Source organism: Phaeobacter italicus, assembly GCF_019801785.1.
Lineage (GTDB): Bacteria > Pseudomonadota > Alphaproteobacteria > Rhodobacterales > Rhodobacteraceae > Phaeobacter > Phaeobacter italicus.
The window spans coordinates 101,849-120,027 of record NZ_JAHVIJ010000002.1; the positions used below are offsets into that span (position 1 = coordinate 101,849).

At 59.7% G+C, this 18,179-nt stretch carries 21 protein-coding genes; 9 read left to right on the plus strand and 12 right to left on the minus strand.

Going from position 1 to position 18,179, the window contains the following annotated elements:
- Window positions 1-4: 4 nt before the first annotated feature.
- From greA to KUV39_RS04895, 3 genes are all read right to left on the minus strand, one after another.
- Window positions 5-475 (minus strand): transcription elongation factor GreA, encoded by a 471-nt coding sequence (gene greA / locus KUV39_RS04885; protein WP_008561504.1) that lies wholly within the window; start codon window positions 473-475, stop codon window positions 5-7.
- A 316-nt stretch (window positions 476-791) separates the two neighbouring features.
- Complete coding sequence (locus KUV39_RS04890) at window positions 792-1,031, minus strand: hypothetical protein (protein WP_222459112.1); 240 nt, start codon at window positions 1,029-1,031, stop codon at window positions 792-794.
- On the minus strand, window positions 1,021-1,404 hold the full coding sequence (locus tag KUV39_RS04895) for a VOC family protein (RefSeq protein ID WP_008559832.1): 384 nt from the start codon (window positions 1,402-1,404) through the stop codon (window positions 1,021-1,023). Before KUV39_RS04895 ends, KUV39_RS04890 begins: the two co-directional genes overlap by 11 nt.
- A 144-nt stretch (window positions 1,405-1,548) precedes the next feature.
- Between KUV39_RS04895 and soxR the strand changes: the two genes are divergently transcribed.
- The 4 genes from soxR (at window position 1,549) to KUV39_RS04915 (ending at window position 6,536) form a co-directional block, all read left to right on the plus strand.
- Complete coding sequence (gene soxR / locus KUV39_RS04900) at window positions 1,549-2,043, plus strand: redox-sensitive transcriptional activator SoxR (protein ID WP_046210576.1); 495 nt, start codon at window positions 1,549-1,551, stop codon at window positions 2,041-2,043.
- Between the two features lie 158 nt (window positions 2,044-2,201).
- Window positions 2,202-3,848: an electron transfer flavoprotein-ubiquinone oxidoreductase gene (locus tag KUV39_RS04905; protein ID WP_046210577.1), complete on the plus strand. Its 1,647-nt coding sequence runs from the start codon at window positions 2,202-2,204 to the stop codon at window positions 3,846-3,848.
- 140 nt (window positions 3,849-3,988) lie between these two features.
- Window positions 3,989-5,710: a tetratricopeptide repeat protein gene (locus tag KUV39_RS04910; protein WP_050687190.1), complete on the plus strand. Its 1,722-nt coding sequence runs from the start codon at window positions 3,989-3,991 to the stop codon at window positions 5,708-5,710.
- Entirely contained in the window at window positions 5,700-6,536 is an 837-nt protein-coding gene (locus KUV39_RS04915; protein ID WP_222459113.1) for a 4-(cytidine 5'-diphospho)-2-C-methyl-D-erythritol kinase, read from the plus strand. Before KUV39_RS04910 ends, KUV39_RS04915 begins: the two co-directional genes overlap by 11 nt.
- Before the next feature lie 78 nt (window positions 6,537-6,614).
- Here the strand turns inward: KUV39_RS04915 and KUV39_RS04920 are convergent, their stop codons facing one another.
- Window positions 6,615-7,613 (minus strand): polyprenyl synthetase family protein, encoded by a 999-nt coding sequence (locus KUV39_RS04920; protein WP_222459114.1) that lies wholly within the window; start codon window positions 7,611-7,613, stop codon window positions 6,615-6,617.
- A gap of 57 nt (window positions 7,614-7,670) precedes the next feature.
- On the opposite strand from KUV39_RS04920, the gene KUV39_RS04925 reads away from it, so the two are divergent.
- The 3 genes from KUV39_RS04925 to KUV39_RS04935 all read left to right on the plus strand — a co-directional run bounded on the left by KUV39_RS04925 (window position 7,671) and on the right by KUV39_RS04935 (window position 8,982).
- Window positions 7,671-7,883 carry a putative signal transducing protein gene (locus KUV39_RS04925; RefSeq protein ID WP_082095530.1) on the plus strand — a complete coding sequence of 71 codons (213 nt, stop codon included), beginning with the start codon at window positions 7,671-7,673 and terminating at the stop codon, window positions 7,881-7,883.
- Window positions 7,883-8,650, plus strand: a complete 768-nt coding sequence (locus KUV39_RS04930) for a tRNA1(Val) (adenine(37)-N6)-methyltransferase (protein WP_222459115.1) — start codon at window positions 7,883-7,885, stop codon at window positions 8,648-8,650. Before KUV39_RS04925 ends, KUV39_RS04930 begins: the two co-directional genes overlap by 1 nt.
- Before the next feature lie 164 nt (window positions 8,651-8,814).
- Window positions 8,815-8,982, plus strand: coding sequence for a YdcH family protein (locus tag KUV39_RS04935; protein WP_008561393.1), 168 nt, complete (start codon window positions 8,815-8,817; stop codon window positions 8,980-8,982).
- A 127-nt stretch (window positions 8,983-9,109) separates the two neighbouring features.
- On the opposite strand, the gene yddG is transcribed toward KUV39_RS04935, so the two are convergent.
- Entirely contained in the window at window positions 9,110-9,979 is an 870-nt protein-coding gene (yddG, locus tag KUV39_RS04940) for an aromatic amino acid exporter YddG (protein WP_222459116.1), read from the minus strand.
- Window positions 9,976-10,917, minus strand: a complete 942-nt coding sequence (locus KUV39_RS04945) for a transcriptional regulator GcvA (RefSeq protein WP_037302572.1) — start codon at window positions 10,915-10,917, stop codon at window positions 9,976-9,978. The genes yddG and KUV39_RS04945 overlap by 4 nt, the downstream gene beginning before the upstream one ends.
- Before the next feature lie 113 nt (window positions 10,918-11,030).
- Between KUV39_RS04945 and KUV39_RS04950 the strand changes: the two genes are divergently transcribed.
- Window positions 11,031-11,177 carry a hypothetical protein gene (locus KUV39_RS04950; protein ID WP_168578440.1) on the plus strand — a complete coding sequence of 49 codons (147 nt, stop codon included), beginning with the start codon at window positions 11,031-11,033 and terminating at the stop codon, window positions 11,175-11,177.
- 75 nt (window positions 11,178-11,252) lie between these two features.
- Here the strand turns inward: KUV39_RS04950 and phbB are convergent, their stop codons facing one another.
- From phbB to KUV39_RS04980, 6 genes are all read right to left on the minus strand, one after another.
- Complete coding sequence (gene phbB / locus KUV39_RS04955; RefSeq protein ID WP_008560328.1) at window positions 11,253-11,975, minus strand: acetoacetyl-CoA reductase; 723 nt, start codon at window positions 11,973-11,975, stop codon at window positions 11,253-11,255.
- A 218-nt stretch (window positions 11,976-12,193) separates the two neighbouring features.
- Window positions 12,194-13,369, minus strand: a complete 1,176-nt coding sequence (locus KUV39_RS04960; RefSeq protein ID WP_046210581.1) for an acetyl-CoA C-acetyltransferase — start codon at window positions 13,367-13,369, stop codon at window positions 12,194-12,196.
- A gap of 303 nt (window positions 13,370-13,672) precedes the next feature.
- On the minus strand, window positions 13,673-14,512 hold the full coding sequence (locus KUV39_RS04965; protein ID WP_046210582.1) for an EAL domain-containing protein: 840 nt from the start codon (window positions 14,510-14,512) through the stop codon (window positions 13,673-13,675).
- 187 nt (window positions 14,513-14,699) lie between these two features.
- On the minus strand, window positions 14,700-15,635 hold the full coding sequence (locus KUV39_RS04970) for a sterol desaturase family protein (protein WP_222459117.1): 936 nt from the start codon (window positions 15,633-15,635) through the stop codon (window positions 14,700-14,702).
- 4 nt (window positions 15,636-15,639) lie between these two features.
- Entirely contained in the window at window positions 15,640-16,059 is a 420-nt protein-coding gene (locus tag KUV39_RS04975) for a hypothetical protein (RefSeq protein ID WP_222459118.1), read from the minus strand.
- A 135-nt stretch (window positions 16,060-16,194) separates the two neighbouring features.
- Entirely contained in the window at window positions 16,195-16,758 is a 564-nt protein-coding gene (locus KUV39_RS04980; protein ID WP_222459119.1) for a TlpA disulfide reductase family protein, read from the minus strand.
- 20 nt (window positions 16,759-16,778) lie between these two features.
- On the opposite strand from KUV39_RS04980, the gene argH reads away from it, so the two are divergent.
- The gene (argH, locus tag KUV39_RS04985) at window positions 16,779-18,170 is read left to right on the plus strand and encodes an argininosuccinate lyase (RefSeq protein WP_008561779.1); all 1,392 of its coding nucleotides are present in this window, start codon (window positions 16,779-16,781) and stop codon (window positions 18,168-18,170) included.
- The last annotated feature ends 9 nt before the right edge of the window (window positions 18,171-18,179 follow it).

Sequence of the window (18,179 nt, forward strand, 5' to 3'; positions counted from 1 at the left end):
CGCCTTAGGCGTAGACGATCGTCAGGATCTCGTAAGAACGTTCCCCGCCCGGGGTGCGGACCTCGACGCTGTCGCCTTCTTCCTTGCCGATCAGGGCGCGGGCGATAGGGGATTTGATGTTGAGAAGACCGGCTTCGATGTTGGCTTCATGCTCGCCAACAATCTGCCAGGTTTTTTCTTCGTCGGTATCTTCGTCAACCACAGTCACCTTGGCGCCGAATTTGATCGATCCGCTCAGTTTTGCCGGGTTGATGACATCTGCGAGCGACAGGATGCCTTCCAGCTCCTTGATGCGGCCTTCGATGAAGGACTGCTTTTCGCGCGCAGAATGGTATTCAGCGTTCTCGGACAAATCGCCCAGCTCTCGGGCTTCGGCGATGGCCTGGATGATGGCGGGGCGTTCCACCGACTTCAGGTTTTTCAGCTCTGCTTCAAGGGCGGCGTGACCCGTGGGGGTCATCGGGATCTTTTCCATGTCTGTGTCCAGAATAGCGTGTCAGGTTTTGCCAGCATCCCTGGCGGTTCGCGTCTATAGGAAAACCGGTTGTCCCACCGCCGTGACGGCAGCAGGACAAACCGGTTGTGTCCCAAATACCTGACCTAATCTGGCGGTCGATTGCAAGGGGGCCAGAGGCACTGTCCACAGCGTTTTCGCTCAGGCCGGCGGAAATCGCCTCATTTCTGCACCGACTTACGGTCTGCCCCCAGCTGTCGGGCATGGTGTCAGCCGTGGTTGTGGCAGGGCGAAAACCTGCCGCCCTGACCGTTGGTGTGGGCTGGGTGTCGTGGGCCTAGCCATGCGGTGGGACGGGTCTGCGGCCCGTCCAGCCGTGGCGCGACACCCGTGGTCGCGGATCAAACCGACGTAGCGTGGCAAACATCTTGCCAAGCGATATTGCAATCGGCTGCCGGACGCGAAGCGCCTTGATATGGCTGTTGGACTGCAGATGCGTGTCGGACTGGGTCTGTTCGATGCGAAAGGGCAGAACGCGGCGGGGGCGACTGCTGTGCCAGAGAAGATCAAGCATCATATTCCACCACCTCAAATTCGATGTTGTCGCGGTCGCGGAAATAGAACCGGCGACCCGGCTCATAATCGTGATGCTCACCGGGGGTGAAACCGGCCGCGCGCACACGTGTCTCGACCGCATCCAGATCATCCACCACAACGGCAATGTGATTGAGCCCACCGTTTACACCATAGCTGGTTGGGGCCTTTGCCAGTGGCTCTGGCGGGCAGTAGAGGGCCAGGTAGCTGTCGGCTTCGCCCACGTGCAGGCTGTAGCCGCCGTTGATTGCCTCCCCCTGCCAGCGGATGGTCCAGCCGAACACATCCTGCATCCAGGCTGCGGTGGCTTTTGGCGAGGTCACAGTGATGTTTGCGTGTTCAAGACGTACAGTCATATCAGGCTCCGATGCTTGTCAGTTTGGATCGATTGCCTGTAGGCTAATTTCTCAACCTAACTTGAGATCAAGCATTTTCTTGAGCGTCAAGTGAATAGGGAATAGACGTTATATTACAGATCTTTAATAGAGCGGGAGGCTGTCATGGCGAAATCAGCAGGTGTGTCGATCGGCTATCTGGCAGAGCGAACCGGGCTCGCAGTGTCGGCAATTCGCTACTACGAGGCACAGGGACTGGTTGAGCCCTGGCGCAATGCAGGTGGACAGCGGAGGTTCCATCGTGCCGACCTGCGGCGGCTGAGCTTTGTCATGGTTGCGCAAAAGTTTGGCTTCTCGCTGCCAGAGATCCACGGTTTTCTCAAAAGTCTGCCGGGTGGGCGGACACCGACAAAGGCCGATTGGGCACGCCTGTCTGCGCAGTTTCGCGATCATCTGAATGCCCGAATCGAGACGCTGGAGCGTCTGCGGGACAATCTTGATGGCTGCATCGGATGCGGTTGCCTGTCTCTGCCCAATTGCAAGTTGTACAATCCCGACGATGCGGCAGCCCAAAACGGGCAGGGGCCACGCTATTTGATGGGGGATCGGCCGTCGGATTTGACCAAAGACGGGAACAGAACGCCAAATGACGATATTTGACGCACCATTTGTCGCAATTGAGGTTTCTAGATCACCGTAACGTAGAGTTTGGATTGACCAGAACCTCTGCCACCCGCTAAGCAACCGCGAAAGAAAATTACGCCAAGGACGCACAGCCCGCATGGGTTGGTCCTGAGCCACAGCCTAAGGAGCCTTCTATGGCCGAGATTGAACGCGAAGCAATGGAATACGACGTTGTGATCGTTGGGGCAGGCCCGGCTGGTCTGTCTGCTGCGATCCGACTGAAGCAACTGGACAGCGACCTGCAGGTTGTGGTGCTGGAAAAAGGGTCCGAAGTGGGCGCGCACATCCTGTCAGGCGCAGTGCTCGACCCATGTGGTCTGGATGCGCTGATCCCTGACTGGAAGGAAAAAGGCGCACCGCTGAACGTGCCGGTCAAGGACGACAATTTCTACATGCTGGGTGAAGCGGGTCAGATCCGCATCCCGAACTTCCCCATGCCACCGCTGATGAACAACCACGGCAACTATATTGTCTCCATGGGCAATGTCTGCCGTTGGATGGCAGAGCAGGCAGAAGAGCTGGGTGTCGAGATCTTCCCGGGCATGGCCTGTTCCGAGCTGGTTTACGGCGACAACGGTGAAGTCAAAGGCGTGGTTGCCGGTGTCTTCGGCTTGGAGGCTGATGGCTCCTACGGTCCCAACACCGAGCCGGGGATGGAGCTGCATGGCAAATACGTGTTCCTCTCCGAGGGGGTGCGCGGTTCGCTGTCCAAGGAAGTGATCGCCAAATACGGCCTGTCTGATGGCAAGGAGCCGCAGAAATACGGCGTTGGCATGAAAGAGATCTGGGAGATCGATCCAGCCAAGCACAAAGAGGGGTCTGTTACCCACACCATGGGCTGGCCGCTTGGCTCCAATGCTGGCGGTGGCTCGTTCATCTACCACCTGGACAACAATCAGGTTTATGTCGGCTTTGTGGTTCACCTGAACTACAAGAACCCGCATCTCTATCCCTACATGGAGTTCCAGCGCTTCAAGCATCACCCGATGGTGGCAGAGCTGCTGAAGGGTGGCAAACGCGTCGCTTATGGTGCCCGTGCGATCACCGAAGGCGGTTATCAGTCCATGCCCAAGCTGGTGGCGCCAGGCGTCGCGCTTCTGGGGTGTTCTGCGGGTATGGTCAACGTGCCGCGCATCAAGGGCAACCATAACGCCATGCTGTCCGGCAAAGCCGCCGCCGAAGCGGCCTATGACGCCATCAAGGCAGAGCGTTCGGGCGACGAGCTGGCCGCCTACGAAGTCAGCGTGCGTGACGGTGCGATTGGCGCGGACCTCAAGAAGGTGCGCAATGTCAAACCGATGTGGTCCAAGTGGGGGCTGACTGCGTCCCTGATGCTGGGTGGTCTGGATATGTGGACCAACACATTTGGTTTTTCCCTGTTCGGAACGATTGGTCACGGCAAGAACGATGCTGAGGCGACCGAGCCTGCAGATCAGCACAAACCGATCGACTACCCCAAGCCCGATGGCGTCCTGTCCTTTGACCGCCTGACCAACGTGGCATTTGCGGCCACCAACCACGAGGAAAGCCAGCCCTGCCACCTGCGCCTTGGCAATCAGGATACACCGATTCAGGTGAACCTGCCGAAATACGCGGAACCGGCGCAGCGCTATTGCCCGGCGGGTGTGTATGAAGTGGTCGAAAAAGACGGCAAACCAGAGTTTGTGGTCAACTTCCAGAACTGCGTTCACTGCAAGACCTGCGACATCAAGGATCCGTCGCAGAACATCACCTGGACGACGCCCCAAGGTGGTGACGGGCCAAACTACCCGAACATGTGATCGCCGCGCGAATGGTTTCGGCAAGGAATTGCCGGTAATATGGGGGCAGCCTTCGGGCTGCCCCATTGCGTGTCAGGGGGTGGCGTTCTACGCTTTGGGCCGAGGCAGAAATTGACCAGTCACCAAGAAGGAGGCCCCGCGTGCCCGTCCCAGTTCTTCGCAGCCTGACCTGTGCCGCCGCGCTTGCGGCCGCTTTGCCCCTGCCATCCATCGCGCAGGCGGATGGTCTTGCGGGGTCATATCTGGCCGCACGGGCGGCAACGCTCGACAGTGATTTCGAGGCATCGGCAGATTACTACAACCGGGCTTTGGTCAGGGATCCGCAAAATCCGTTGCTGATGGAGCACGTGGTATTTGCCCGACTGGCTCTTGGTGATGTTGCAGGTGCTGCGCCCGTTGCCGCGCGCCTGTGGGAATTGGGCGCCCGCAGCCAGGTCGCCAATATCGTGATGGCCGCCGATACAGTCCTGAAAGAGGATTTTCAGGCCATCATCGACCGCAAAGGCGCGCAATACGAGATCAACGGTTTGGTCGATGGCCTGATTTTGGGGTGGGCGCATCTTGGGGCTGGGTCCGTCAGCGCGGCGCTCGCACAGTTTGATGAACTGGGCAAGAAAGACGGTCTTGGCCTCTTTGCCCGATATCACCGTGCCTTGGCGCTTGCCTCTGTCGGGGATTACGAAGGCGCTGAGGCGCTGTTTGCAGCTGACGATGGTCAATTGACCAATACCTCCCGCCGGGCTGTCATCGCGCGACTGGAAATCCTGTCTCAGCTTGGCCGAAACGAGCAGGCGCTGCAGGTCATGGCGGATGCTTTTGACGGGCAGCTGGACCCTGGTTTGACGGCTCTGTCGGACCGTCTGCACGCGGGAGAGACGCTGCCCTTCACCCTGGCTGCCACACCTCGCGACGGTATCGCAGAGGTTTTCTTTACCATGGGGGCTGCGCTGAATGGGGAGATGGCTGACGACTACGTGCTGATGTATGCCCGTGTTGCGGCTGCACTGCGCGAAGATCACGTTGATGCGATCCTTTTGGCGGCTGAACTGTTCGACAAGCTGGGCCGCTATGCCTTGTCGATTGATCTCTACAAGATGGTGCCCCGTGGCCACCCGGACTATCACGCCGCTGAACTGGGCCGGGCAGAGGCGCTGCGCCGTGCAGCGAAGCCGGATGCCGCCGCAGAAGTGCTTCAGCAACTTGCCCGCGACTTCCCCAATGAGGCACCGGTTTACACCAACCTTGGCGATCTGCTGCGCCAGCAAGAGGACTATGCCGGTGCGGTGAAGGCCTATGACACAGCCCTTGGCCTGATTGACGAGGCACAGGATGGCCGCTGGTTCCTGCTTTATGCCCGTGGCATCTGTCATGAGCGGCTCAAGAATTGGGACCAGGCAGAGGCCGATTTCCGCGCAGCTCTTGCAATCCGTCCAGACCAGCCGCAGGTGCTGAACTATCTTGGTTACTCTCTGGTGGAAAAGCAGATCAAGCTGGATGAGGCGCTCTCGATGATCGAGCGGGCCGTCGACGCCCGTCCAGATGCAGGCTACATCGTTGATAGCCTCGGTTGGGTGCTTTACCGCCTTGGCCGGTACGAGGATGCGGTGGGGCATATGGAAACCGCGGTTGAACTGATGCCGGTGGATCCGGTGGTGAATGACCATCTGGGCGATGTCTACTGGGCTGTCGGGCGGGCCCGCGAAGCGGAATTCCAGTGGAAACGCGCGCTTTCCTTTATCGACCCTGAAGATACAGACGGCGAGGCCGACCCCGAACGCATTCGCAGAAAGCTTGAGATCGGTCTGGATGCGGTTCTCCTGGAAGAAGGCGCCGAGCCGCTGAAGGTTGCGAATGACGGTTGAGGCCTTTGCCCCCGCCAAGATCAATCTAACCCTTCATGTCACCGGCCAGCGTGCAGATGGATATCATCTGCTGGATTCGCTGGTTGGCTTTGCTGACATCGGAGACTGGATTTCTGCCTCTCCCGCTGATGGGCTGAGCCTGCAGGTGGCTGGCCCGATGGCGGCAGGGGTGCCGACGGACGGCAGCAACCTGATGATGAAGGCCGCTGAACTGCTTGCTGCTGGCCGGGGTGCGGCGCTGACGTTGGAAAAACACCTGCCGCCGGCTTCGGGCATTGGCGGGGGGTCCTCCGATGCGGCGGCAACCCTTCGGGCTTTGTGTGAGGTGTGGGATCTGCCGCTGCCGGAAACCGCAGATGTGCTTTCGCTTGGGGCGGACCTGCCGGTTTGCATGACACCGCGAACACAGCGGATGCGGGGGATCGGGGAAGAGTTGCACGCGCTACCGCCCTTGCCTGATTGCGCGATTGTACTGGTCAATCCCGGTGTGTCTGTCGCGACGCCTGCGATTTTTCGGGCGATGGAGAACCGTCACAATCCTGCGATGGCAGATGTGCTGCCAGTTTGGCAAACCGCAGAGGCGCTGGCTGATTGGTTGCGTGCACAACGCAATGATCTTCAAGGTCCCGCCGTCGCCCTGGAGCCGATAATCGGCGAGGCGCTGGCGACGTTGGCTGCAACGCCTGCACTGTTTCACGCAATGTCGGGTTCGGGGGCGACCTGCTATGGTCTCTATGCCGACGATGCAACGGCAAATGCGGCACGTGCTGCCGTGCTTGCTGATCATCCCGAATGGTGGGCGCGGGCAGGCCGGTTGCTGCGCTGAGCGACCACAGTTTCAAATGAAAAAGCCAGCGCAGATGCGCTGGCTTTTTTGATTTCTGTGCCTGTCACAGGGACTGGGTCAGGCGAGCCGAGCCACCACATAGTCGGCCAGATCATGCAGCATCTGACGGATGGGATCCTCTGGCAGCGCAGTCAGCGCATCCTGCGCGTTGGCCACCCAAGCCATTGCATCACGGCGAGTTGCGCCAAGCGTGTCGTATTTGTCCATCAGTGCCAGCGCGTGATCCAGATCACCCTCGTCTTGCCGTCCCTTTTCGATGGTGCGAACCCAAAAAGCGCGTTCTTCGGCTGTGGCCTGTGCAACTGCCTTGATGACCGGCAGCGTCAGCTTGCGCTCGCGGAAATCGTCACCAACGTTTTTGCCGGTTGCAGAGCTGTCGCCTTGATAGTCGAGAAGATCGTCCGCGATCTGAAACGCAATCCCGAGCGCATCCCCGTAAGCATAAAGCGCATCAACTTCGGCTTCGCTGGCCTCGGCGATGACGCCACCTGCCTGGGTTGCGGCGGAAAACAGCGCTGCGGTCTTCCCGCGGACAACTTGCAGGTAGATGTCTTCATCCGTGGCGAGGTCACTTGCGGCTGTCATTTGCAGCACTTCACCTTCCGCAATGGTGGCGGAGGCGTTCGCCAGAATGTCCAGAACCCGCAAAGAACCGGTTTCGACCATCAACTGAAAACTGCGGGCGAACAGATAGTCACCCACCAGAACCGAGCTTTTGTTGTCCCACAGCAGGTTTGCGGTCGGACGGCCACGTCGTTGGCCGCTTTCGTCTACCACGTCATCATGAAGCAGGGTCGCGGTGTGGATGAACTCCACCGTTGCCGCCAGCTTGACGTGGTTGTCGCCGCTGTAGCCACACAGGCGGGCAGCGGCGAGGGTCAGCATCGGGCGCAGGCGTTTGCCGCCGGCCTCGACCAGATGGGCTGTCACCTCGGGAATGCGAGGCGCGTGTTTTGACGCCATGCGCGTCCGGATCAGCGTGTTAACCGCTGCCATTTCTTCGCTGAGTGTCGCGGCCAGCATATCGTGCGGCTTTTGCGTCAGGATTTGATTCATCGTTTTCCCGCTTGCAAGGCTCGACAAGGCGCGGGCCTTGCCCTTAGATCCATCCCTATGAAGGAACTTTTGCGCAGCACCGACCCAACCATCATGGCCTTTGCCACCGCCCTTCTTGAGGGAGAGGATATAGACTGCTTTCAAATGGACGTAAATATGAGCATCCTTGAAGGTGGTATCGGTATTTTCCCGCGAAGATTGATGGTGCGGGAGGAAGATCATGCACAGGCTGAGCGCGTGATGCGTGATAATGAAATCCCATTGCGGTGATGGCCGGATTTTCTGCTGAAGAGCTGAGCCAGGACGACTTCCTCGGCGGGCGGGTTCGCCTATTGCAGCCGCGCCAGGGATACCGTGCCGGGGTTGATCCGGTGTTGTTGGCGGCGGCTGTGCCTGCGCGGTCGGGTATGCGGGTGTTGGAACTGGGCTGCGGGGGCGGGCAGGCGCTGCTGTGCCTCGCGGCGCGGGTGCCGGGGTTGGCGCTCAGCGGTCTGGAGCTGCAGGCCAACTACGCCGATCTGGCGCGACGCAATGCCGCGCTGAATGCAGCAGATCTGTCAGTGTTTGAGGGCGACCTGTCCGCGTTGCCCGTTGATTTGCGACACCAGCAGTTCGATCACGTGATTGCCAATCCGCCCTATTATCGGGCAGGCGCGCATAGTCCGGCTCAGGATGCGGGTCGGCAGATTGCTTTGGGTGGCGATACCCCGCTTGAGTTGTGGTTCGATGCTGCGGCCCGACGGCTGGGGCACAAGGGCTATCTGCATATGATCCAGAGGGCCGATCGCCTGCCGGAAATGCTTGCAGCCTGTCTGGGTCGATTGGGGTCAGTCGAGGTGCTGCCGCTTTCCCCGCGGGTTGGCCGTGGTGCGGAGCTGGTGCTTTTGCGGGCGCGCAAAGGCGGGCGGGCCAACTTTCGCTTGCATGCGCCGCTTGTCCTGCACGAAGGGGCCCGGCACACCGATGATCGTGAAAGCTATGTTCCTGAAATCCGGGCTGTTCTGAGAGAGGGGGCCGCGCTGCCTTGGCCGAAGTGATGCGACGAGCGCGCCCCTCTGTATGGATGTGATTTCAGGGCAGATCGGCGAGGACACGCCTATTTGACGGTTTTGCGACAAAATATATGCGCCTGCAGCGTGACAGCGCAATTTTCTTGTGATCCACTCGTTCCGTACGCAACACGCTCACAAGGAGGAATGACATGAGCCTCAGCTCGCATCTGACCGAACTCAAGAAAAAACACGAGCACCTGAGCATGGTAGTCGAAGACGCCCAACGATCGCCCTCGACGGATCGATTGGAAATCGCATCAATGAAAAAGCAGAAGTTGAAGCTGAAGGAAGAGATCGAGCGTCTCACAGCGTCCTAAGGCGCGGGCTTTGACAATCTGTCGGGGTGGCTGATCCGCAAGGCTGTGCACCCTGAAAACAGACGAAGGATAGGTGAAGGGTCATCAGCGCGGCTGATGGCCCTTTTGCATGGGACAGATAGCAGGGTCAGGCAGGTTTGGCCGCACTGGCCCGAGCGGCGAGGAGCGCACCGCCGGTAATGAGGCAGGCGGCAATCGCGAGCGTCCATGAGGGGCTGGCAATGCCAACCAGAACCAACACCAGAGTCGACAACAAGGGCGCAGCATATGAGCTGGTTCCGAGCATTTGAATGTCGCCTTGTTTGACGCCGATGTCCCAGACGTAAAATGCCAGGCCAACAGGCCCCAGTCCGAGCGCCAGGGTCGAGCCCCATCCGAGTGCGCCCTGCGGCCACAGTGTTTCCTCAAGCGCGAAGTGCATGATCCATGAGGCCAGGGCGGTCACAACGCAGAATACGGCAACCGTGCTGGTTGGTGCAGAGCCAAGCCTGCGAGCCAGAACCGAGTATCCTGACCAGGTTAGCGCGCAAAGCAGTGCAAGCCCATAACCGGGCAGAGCGGCAGGATCGAAGCTCGCGCCGCCTCCGGTGATGATCGTCGCCGCGCCAGCAAAGCCGAGAGCTGCTCCCAATAGATGCCCCGCCCGCAGCGTCTCTCCAGGCAGTAGTCCTGAAAACAATACGATCAGCAGTGGCCAGAGGTACGCAATGAGACCGGCTTCGGCTGCGGGCGCAAGGCGGAGCGCGGAGAAATAGAGCGCGTGATAACCAAACAACCCGATGCTGCCAAAGGCATAGACACGCCACGGGACATATTTCAGCTGGCTCAACCCACCGCTTCGCCAGCACCAGATCAGACCAAGCCCGCCGCCAAGGGTAAAGCACATGGCATTGAGCAACAGTGGCGGAACCGGGGCGGTCCCAACAGTCAACACTGCAAGCAGCGCCCAAAGGAGGACGGCGATAAAGCCGATGGCTGTTGCGCGTTGGCGGGTCATTCTTCGGTCACCACAGGCACGATGTTCAACCCCTCGGAAACGGCGGCAGTCTTTTCGATTTCGGCCAGGATCCAGTCGCGGAATGCCACGATTTGCGGGCGGTTTTCTGACCCCTTCTGGCAGAGAAAGCTGAAATGCGCCTTGCCCGTCAAGGCTGTTTTGAACGGTGCAACCAGGCGCCCCTCTGCCAGATCCTTGACCACCAGGGCCCTTCGGCCAAGAACAACGCCGGCCCCTGCGAGGGCTGCATCAACCGCATGATCCGCGTTTGAAAAGCGCGCGCCATGCGCGGGCTCAAAACTCTCTCCGACGGCGCGGAACCACGCGGGCCAATCCAGTCGCGGATTCATGAAATTGAGCGAATCGTCATGGATGAACGGCGCGCTCTTCAATGCCTCGATGGTGCCATACTGGCGTGCCATGTCCGGTGTCATGACCGGCATGACCCACTCCTCTGGCAGGCGCATCGAGTAGACATCCGGATAGGGGCCATATCCAAAGCGGATCGCAACATCCACCTCATCCCGGGCCAAGTCAACGCGTCGCAGGCTGGCGGAGAACCGAAGGTCGATTTCTGGGTGGGCGCGGGCAAATTCATAAAACCGTGGCGCCAGCCATTTGGCGGTAAAGGCAGGCCCCGCGGTCACGGTCAGCGCGCCTTCGTCCTGAAGCCGCAATGCTGCGCGCCAGGCTGTGCTGAGCGCCTGAAAGGCATCTGAAGTGCCGGGGGCCAGAACCTGCCCTGCCTCTGTCAGCTCGACTGCCCGGTTCAGCCGACGAAAAACAGGGGTGCCGAGGTGTTCCTCCAGAGATTTGATCTGAAACGAAAGGGCGGCAGGGGTGACATTCAGCTCCTCTGCCGCACGGGCAAAGGACATGTGGCGGGCCGCTGCTTCAAAAGCGCGAAGGGCGGTGAGAGGGGGAAGACGATCAGACATATCACATAAGTAATACTTAACTGACCTTCTGAAAAGTCTCGTTTGTCAGCCTGTGTGTAGGGGATCATATTGAGGTCAAGTTAATGATGTTGATCTGAATGGAGGCCGAAGAAATGGAATATACAGCCACTGCTGCCGTGAAACAGGCCATGGAACGCGCACATGAAGAGCGCGGCCGCGCGATGCGGGCGTTCTGGGCCAGGTTGTTTGCCCCCCGCCGTGCGGGTGTTCTGCAGACTGGAATTTCCCGCTGGGCATAGCGCGCATGTCCTTACGGGATTGGAAAAGGGCCGACCCGCCGGGTCGGCCCTTGCCGTTTTCGGGGGTTGTCGCGATCAGACGAAGAATTGGCCACCATTGGCCGAAATGGTCGAACCGTTGATGAACTGCGCGTCATCCGACACAAGGAATGCCACGCAGCGGGCGATTTCTTCAGGTTCGCCAAGACGGCCGGCCGGGATCTGACCGATGATCGAGTCCCGAACTTTTTCGGGGACAGCCATCACCATTTCAGTAGCTATATAGCCGGGGCAGATCGCATTGGCAGTGATGCCCTTGGCGGCGCCTTCCTGAGCCAGCGACTTAACGATGCCGAGATCGCCCGCCTTGGTTGCCGCATAGTTCACCTGGGCAAACTGACCCTTTTGGCCGTTGATGGAGCTGATAACGACGATGCGGCCAAAACCGCGTTCGCGCATGCCGGGCCAGACCGGGTGAACGGTGTTGAATACGCCGGTCAGGTTGGTGTCGATCACCTGCTGCCATTGCTCTGGTGTCATTTTGTGGAACGGTGCGTCGCGGGTGATGCCTGCATTGGCAACCACAATGTCGATCGGGCCGAGATCGGCCTCGACTTGTTCGATGCCGGCCTTGCTTTCCTCATAGCTGGCGACGTTCCACTTGTAGGTTTTGATGCCGGTTTCTTCGGTGAATTTCGCTGCGGCTTCGTCATTGCCGGCATAGGTCGCCGCCACGGTATAACCTTCGGCCTTCAGCGCCTGAGAAATTGCTGCGCCGATGCCGCGGGAGCCGCCGGTGACGAGTGCGATACGTGCCATGTGGGTAGTCCTCCGTAATTACCTTGGTAATCTTGCTACTATTTTGACGTCAAATGCACAATTATATTGCGCGGTGAAATTCGATATTTGATTGCACCTGCGACTCTATGCCCATCTACTATGCATCGCCTCTTCGCGTGACGTCATCGTGAAACTGGGGCGCATCAAAGAAAAGGGCGCCACGAAGGCGCCCTTTGGTATTCCGACAGTGCCGCGCCTTACGGGCGCTCCACGCACATGGCGACGCCCATGCCGCCACCGATGCAAAGCGTGGCGAGGCCTTTCTTGGCGCCCCGGCGCTTCATCTCGAACAGAAGCGTGTTCAGAACGCGGCAGCCAGAGGCGCCGATGGGGTGGCCGATGGCGATTGCGCCACCGTTGACGTTCACGATGGCCGGATCCCAGCCCATGTCCTTGTTCACGGCACAGGCCTGCGCGGCAAAGGCTTCGTTGGCTTCCACCAGATCCAGATCACCAACGGACCAACCTGCCTTGTCGAGCGCTTTGCGCGACGCGTAGATCGGGCCGACGCCCATGATCGACGGGTCCAGACCTGCTGTCGCATAAGAGGCAATGCGCGCCAGTGGCTCAATACCGCGGCGTTCGGCTTCGTCTGCGCTCATCAAAAGGGTGGCGGCCGCGCCGTCGTTCAAGCCAGAGGCATTGGCTGCGGTGACAGAGCCATCCTTGGTGAACGCGGGGCGCAGTTTCTGCATCGCCTCGATGGTTGCACCGTGACGGATGTATTCATCCTGATCGACGATGATGTCGCCTTTGCGGGTTTTGACGGTAAAGGGGGTGATTTCATCCGCAAAGCGGCCAGCCTTTTGGGCGGCTTCGGCCTTGTTCTGGCTGGCGACGGCGAATTCGTCCTGCATATCGCGGCTGATCTGCCATTTGTTGGCAACATTTTCAGCCGTCTGGCCCATGTGGTAGCCGTTGAACGCATCCCACAAACCGTCGCGGATCATGGTGTCGATGTAGCTCATGTCACCCATCTTGTGACCGGCCCGCAAATTGGCGGCATGGGGGGACAGGGTCATGTTTTCCTGACCGCCAGCACAGACGATAGAGGCGTCGCCAAGTTGGATGTGCTGGGCACCGAGTGCGACAGCGCGCAGACCCGAACCGCACACCTGATTGATGCCCCAGGCAGAGGCCTCTTGCGGGAAGCCCGCGTTGATATGGGCCTGACGCGCAGGGTTCTGGCCCTGGGCCGCGGTCAGAACCTGACCCATGATGGTCTCAGACACCTCGCTTTTGTCGACGCCTGCGCGTGCGACCACGGCTTCCAGCACGGCGGTGCCCAGATCGTGGGCGGGGGTTTTGGCGAATGAGCCGCCAAAACTGCCGACGGCGGTGCGCGCGGCGGATGCAATTACAACATTGGTCATCTTCTTGGATCCTCTGTCAGTCTTCCTCCGGGGGCACGAGGGCGCAGCGCTTTGCAGCTGCAGCAGTCCGGATCCCCCTGCCTTTTTGAAAAAGGCGCTAAACTTTGCTGCAGTTGCAGCACACGCAACGTGTCCCGAAGGCAGAGCGTCTGTCAACTCTCCTTTGGTCAGTTTCACGGCAGTTGGCATCGCAATTGCGTCAGCTGCGTACAGGTCATCCGCCCCCGAACGGCGCGGTGGGCTGGACGGAATCGACGGTAGGATAGGGTTGGAAAGTCCTTGGTGGGGTAGGGGTTGGCCGCGTCAGGCGCGGCTGCGTTCGCGTAGTTCTTCCAACCACGGCGGATTCACCGACGGGGCGCCAAACAGATACCCCTGAAGGCAATCAACCCCGATCGAAATTAGAAACTCCGCATCTGCCGGGGTCTCGACCGATTCGGCGACGACCAGCATGTCAAACTGCTTGGCTATGCCAACAAGGGCGCGAACCACCGCTTGGTTGTCATAGCTGGTGTGGACATTGCGGACGAATTGCCCATCGATCTTGACGGCATCAAAAAAGAAATTGCGGAATTTGCTGATCGCTGTTGCCGCGGCACCAAAGTTGTCGAGCGCAAAGGCAATCCCGTGCTTTTGCATCCGATCCATAAAGTCGATCACCAGTTCCGGCGCGGCCATGGCCGAGGCTTCAGTGATCTCCAGAACCAGCCGTTCCCCCAAGGTTGCGTCCCGTTTGAGGTGACGTTCCAGGACCTGCATCCAACGACGATAGCCGATGGAGCGAGCGGACATATTGATGGAGAGGCGGATGCCGGGGCTGCGGGACAGCGCCTTCAGCCCGTGTTCCAACGCCAGACAATCCAGTTCACGCCCCAGCTCGGTCTCTTCGACATGCGGCATGAATTCCCGTGCGGGGATCACGCGACCAGTGGCATCCAGCACCCGGATGTACCCCTCGTAGAAGGCGACGGACTGAGATCCGACAGCCTGCATGACGGGTTGGTAGGCCAGCATGGTCTGGTCGTGTTTGATCGCCTCGCCCACCATGTCGAGCGTGGAGCGATCTCGCGTAACAACGGCAGAGGACAGAGGGTTCTCTCCCCCCTCTGGCATATCGGCCATGACCTTGTGCTTTTTCTTCACTGCGGTGTCCCTTGGCGCTGGGGTGATGGGGTTACTATGGCTTAGGCCAGCACTCTCGCGCAAAAGGGTTGCTCAGGGATTAAGGTTACAATTTTAGCCAAATTCACTTGGCGCTCTTTGTGGTCCGGGCCATGCCTGTCGAACTGGCCAATCCAGCAGGCGTTGCAGGCAGGTCTGATCGCCCTGATCAGCGTCGGTCAAACCCTGCCGTGCCCTGATCCTCCGGGTGGCGTTTAAGATGCTTGGCCCGGATGGTGGCCGAATCGTCCCGGCTGCCATCATGGCTGTAACCGGGTGGGGCAACCGCATATAGAAACCGCTGCTTCAGAGAGAGGCCCGGCTGGGTCATGTCTTTGAAAATACTGACCCATTCATGAAATGCGACCCTGATGGGATTGAACGTGCCAATGTTGTGCACCAGCCCATAATCCGGGCGATCATGCGCCTGCTCTGGGACAAAGGTGCCAAACAGCCGATCCCAGATGATAAAGACACCGGCATAATTGCAGTCCAGATATCTGGGGTTGCGCCCGTGATGAACGCGATGATGGCTTGGCGTGTTCATCACCCCCTCAAACCAACGCGGCATTTTGCCGATGGCTTCGGTGTGAATCCAGAATTGATAGACCAGATTGATGCCGCCCACGAACAGCACCATTGCCGGATGAAACCCCAGCAGGATCAGCGGCGCACGGACGATCATGATAAAGGAGAATGTGCCGGTCCAGGTCTGTCGGAGGGCGGTGGTCAGATTGTAGTGCTGGCTTGAATGGTGGTTGACGTGACTGGCCCAGACCCAGCGGACCCGGTGACCCAGGCGATGCACCCAGTAGTACCGCAAGTCATCAAGGACAAAGCATAGCAGGATCACCCAAACCGATGTGCCCAGATCCAGTGGTGTGATCTGCCAGAGGATCATGAAAAAGCCCCACGCGATCACGCCAAGCGCCAGACCCGATGCGACGCTGCCTGCCCCCATGATCAAAGAGGTGACAGCATCGCGGGTTTCATAGCGGCCACCGCGCCCCTTGATGGCGATCCAAAGAAACTCTGCCAGAATAGCTGCGATGAAAAACGGCACGGCCCATTGTGTGACATCGGGATAATTCAGCGTGTCTGACATTGGCTCAACCTGTCTTTTGCGAAAGGGCGGTGGGGGAGGGCGCAGCGGTGATGGCATCCTTCCAGACAGCGCGTTCTTCGCTGCTGAGGATAACGGTTACGGAGGGTGTGGAGAAATCCGCAAACCGCAGGCAAAGCCCCTTGGGGTGGGGTTCAATCTTGGCAGTATCTAGGGGTCGGGCAATTGTGTCTGCGCCAAAGCACCAGACGATTCCCATACCCTGCTCTGTCGTGATCAGGGCAGCGTGTCCGGTTGCTGCAGGTCGTGCAGATTGCACGGCACTGTCAGGCGAATGGCGCAGCCACGCGCGGGTCGCGCTGTCCTCGGTCAGCGGGACAACCGCGGATCGTCCGGACATGTGCAAGATGATGGCGATGGCAACGACGCCGCATACGACCATCGTCACCAGTATCTCCAGCGGCATGGCGCTCCTCCCTGTTGTGAGTGTGAAGAGTGCGACCACCCGCTGTCAAAGGTGGCGTAGGGTCAACAGAGTGGCAAAAGAAAAGGCCGCGACGCGTGGCGCCGCAGCCTGCAATCATGGTCGGGCAGCTATGTCTTACTTGGCGTCGATCAGGGCCTGCAGGATCGCCTTGGCACTGTCGGAGTTCCATTCCGCGTCGCCACGCAGACGGCCGATTTCATTGCCATCGCGATCCAAAATCATCGTCATCGGTAGGCCGAACACGGCCATTTCCTTGGCCAGCGCGCCCTTTGGATCCTGATGGCGGGGCAGGTTTGTGATGCCGGTGTCATCAAAGAACTTCTGGATGCCGCCGGGGGAATTCCGTCCAGTGGCCAGGGTCAGAACCTCAAAGTCATCTCCGCCGAATTCGCTTTGCAGTTCGGAAAGCATCGGCATTTCCTTGCGGCACGGGGCACACCAGGTCGCCCAGAAGTTCAACAGAACGATTTTCCCTTCGTAATCGGCAAGCGATGCGCTGCCCTTGCCGTCTTCCAGCTCAAAGCTGTTGGTAGAGGTTGGTTTGGCTTCGGAATGCAGGATCAGGCGGCGCATGTCGCCTTCGCGGAGCTCGGACAAGGCCGCTGTGTCCGCGGCAAAGGCGGCATTTGCACCGAGGGCAAGGGCCATATAAAGGGTAAGCTGACGAAACAGACGCATAGTATCTCCAGGGTTGGGCCATGACAGACAAGACCTCGAACCAGATGTGGGGCGGCCGCTTTGCCGCCGGACCGGACGCGATCATGGAGGCGATCAATGCCTCTATCGGGTTCGACCAGCGCATGGCAGCGCAGGATATTGCTGGCTCTCGGGCTCATGCGGCGATGCTCGCCGCGACCGGTGTCATTACGGATAGTGACGCCGAGGCCATTCGTGAAGGTCTGCTCACCGTTTTGTCAGAGATCGAGGGCGGGACTTTCGAATTTTCGACGGCCCTCGAAGACATTCACATGAACGTCGAGGCCCGCCTGAAAGAGATCATCGGTGAACCTGCGGGCCGCCTGCACACGGGCCGGTCGCGCAATGACCAAGTGGCGACAGATTTCAAACTCTGGGTCCGCGATCAGTTTGATGCAGCGGAAAGTGGCCTTTTGGCACTGATCCGTGCCCTGCTGGCACAGGCAGAGGCGGGGGCAGACTGGGTGATGCCGGGCTTTACCCACCTTCAGACCGCGCAGCCGGTGACCTGGGGCCACCACATGATGGCCTATGTGGAAATGTTTGGCCGTGATCTCAGCCGCGTGCGTGACGCCCGCGCGCGGATGAACGAATCGCCGCTGGGCGCTGCGGCGCTGGCCGGCACCTCCTTCCCGATCGACCGTGAGATGACGGCTAAGGCGCTGGGCTTTGACCGCCCTGCCGCCAACTCGCTGGATGCAGTGTCTGACCGTGACTTCGCGTTGGAGTTCCTCAGCACCGCCTCGATTTGTGCCGTGCACCTTTCCCGCTTTGCCGAAGAGCTAGTGATCTGGTCCTCTGCTCAGTTCCGTTTCGTGACACTGTCCGACCGCTTCTCTACCGGCTCGTCGATCATGCCGCAGAAGAAGAACCCGGACGCCGCAGAGCTGATCCGTGCCAAAGTGGGCCGGATCTATGGTGCCAATACCGCGCTGATGATGGTGATGAAGGGCCTGCCACTCGCCTATTCCAAGGACATGCAGGAAGACAAGGAACAGGTCTTTGACGCTGCCGACAACTGGATGCTGGCGCTGGCGGCAATGGAGGGCATGGTCAAGGACATGACCGGCAACCGCGAGGCGCTGGCCGCTGCTGCGGGCTCCGGCTTCTCCACCGCCACCGATCTGGCCGACTGGCTGGTGCGGGTTCTGAAGGTGCCGTTCCGCGACGCCCACCACGTCACTGGCACGCTGGTGGCCATGGCCGAAAGCCGCGGTTGCGACCTGCCGGATCTCAGCCTCGAAGACATGCAGGGCGTTCACGCAGGCATCACCGAGGATATCTTCTCTGTGCTGGGTGTCGAAAATTCGGTAAACTCGCGGATGTCTTATGGCGGCACCGCGCCCGCGCAGGTGCGTGCACAGGTGGCCCGCTGGACCGAGCTGCTGGGCTGAGCCTTTTCA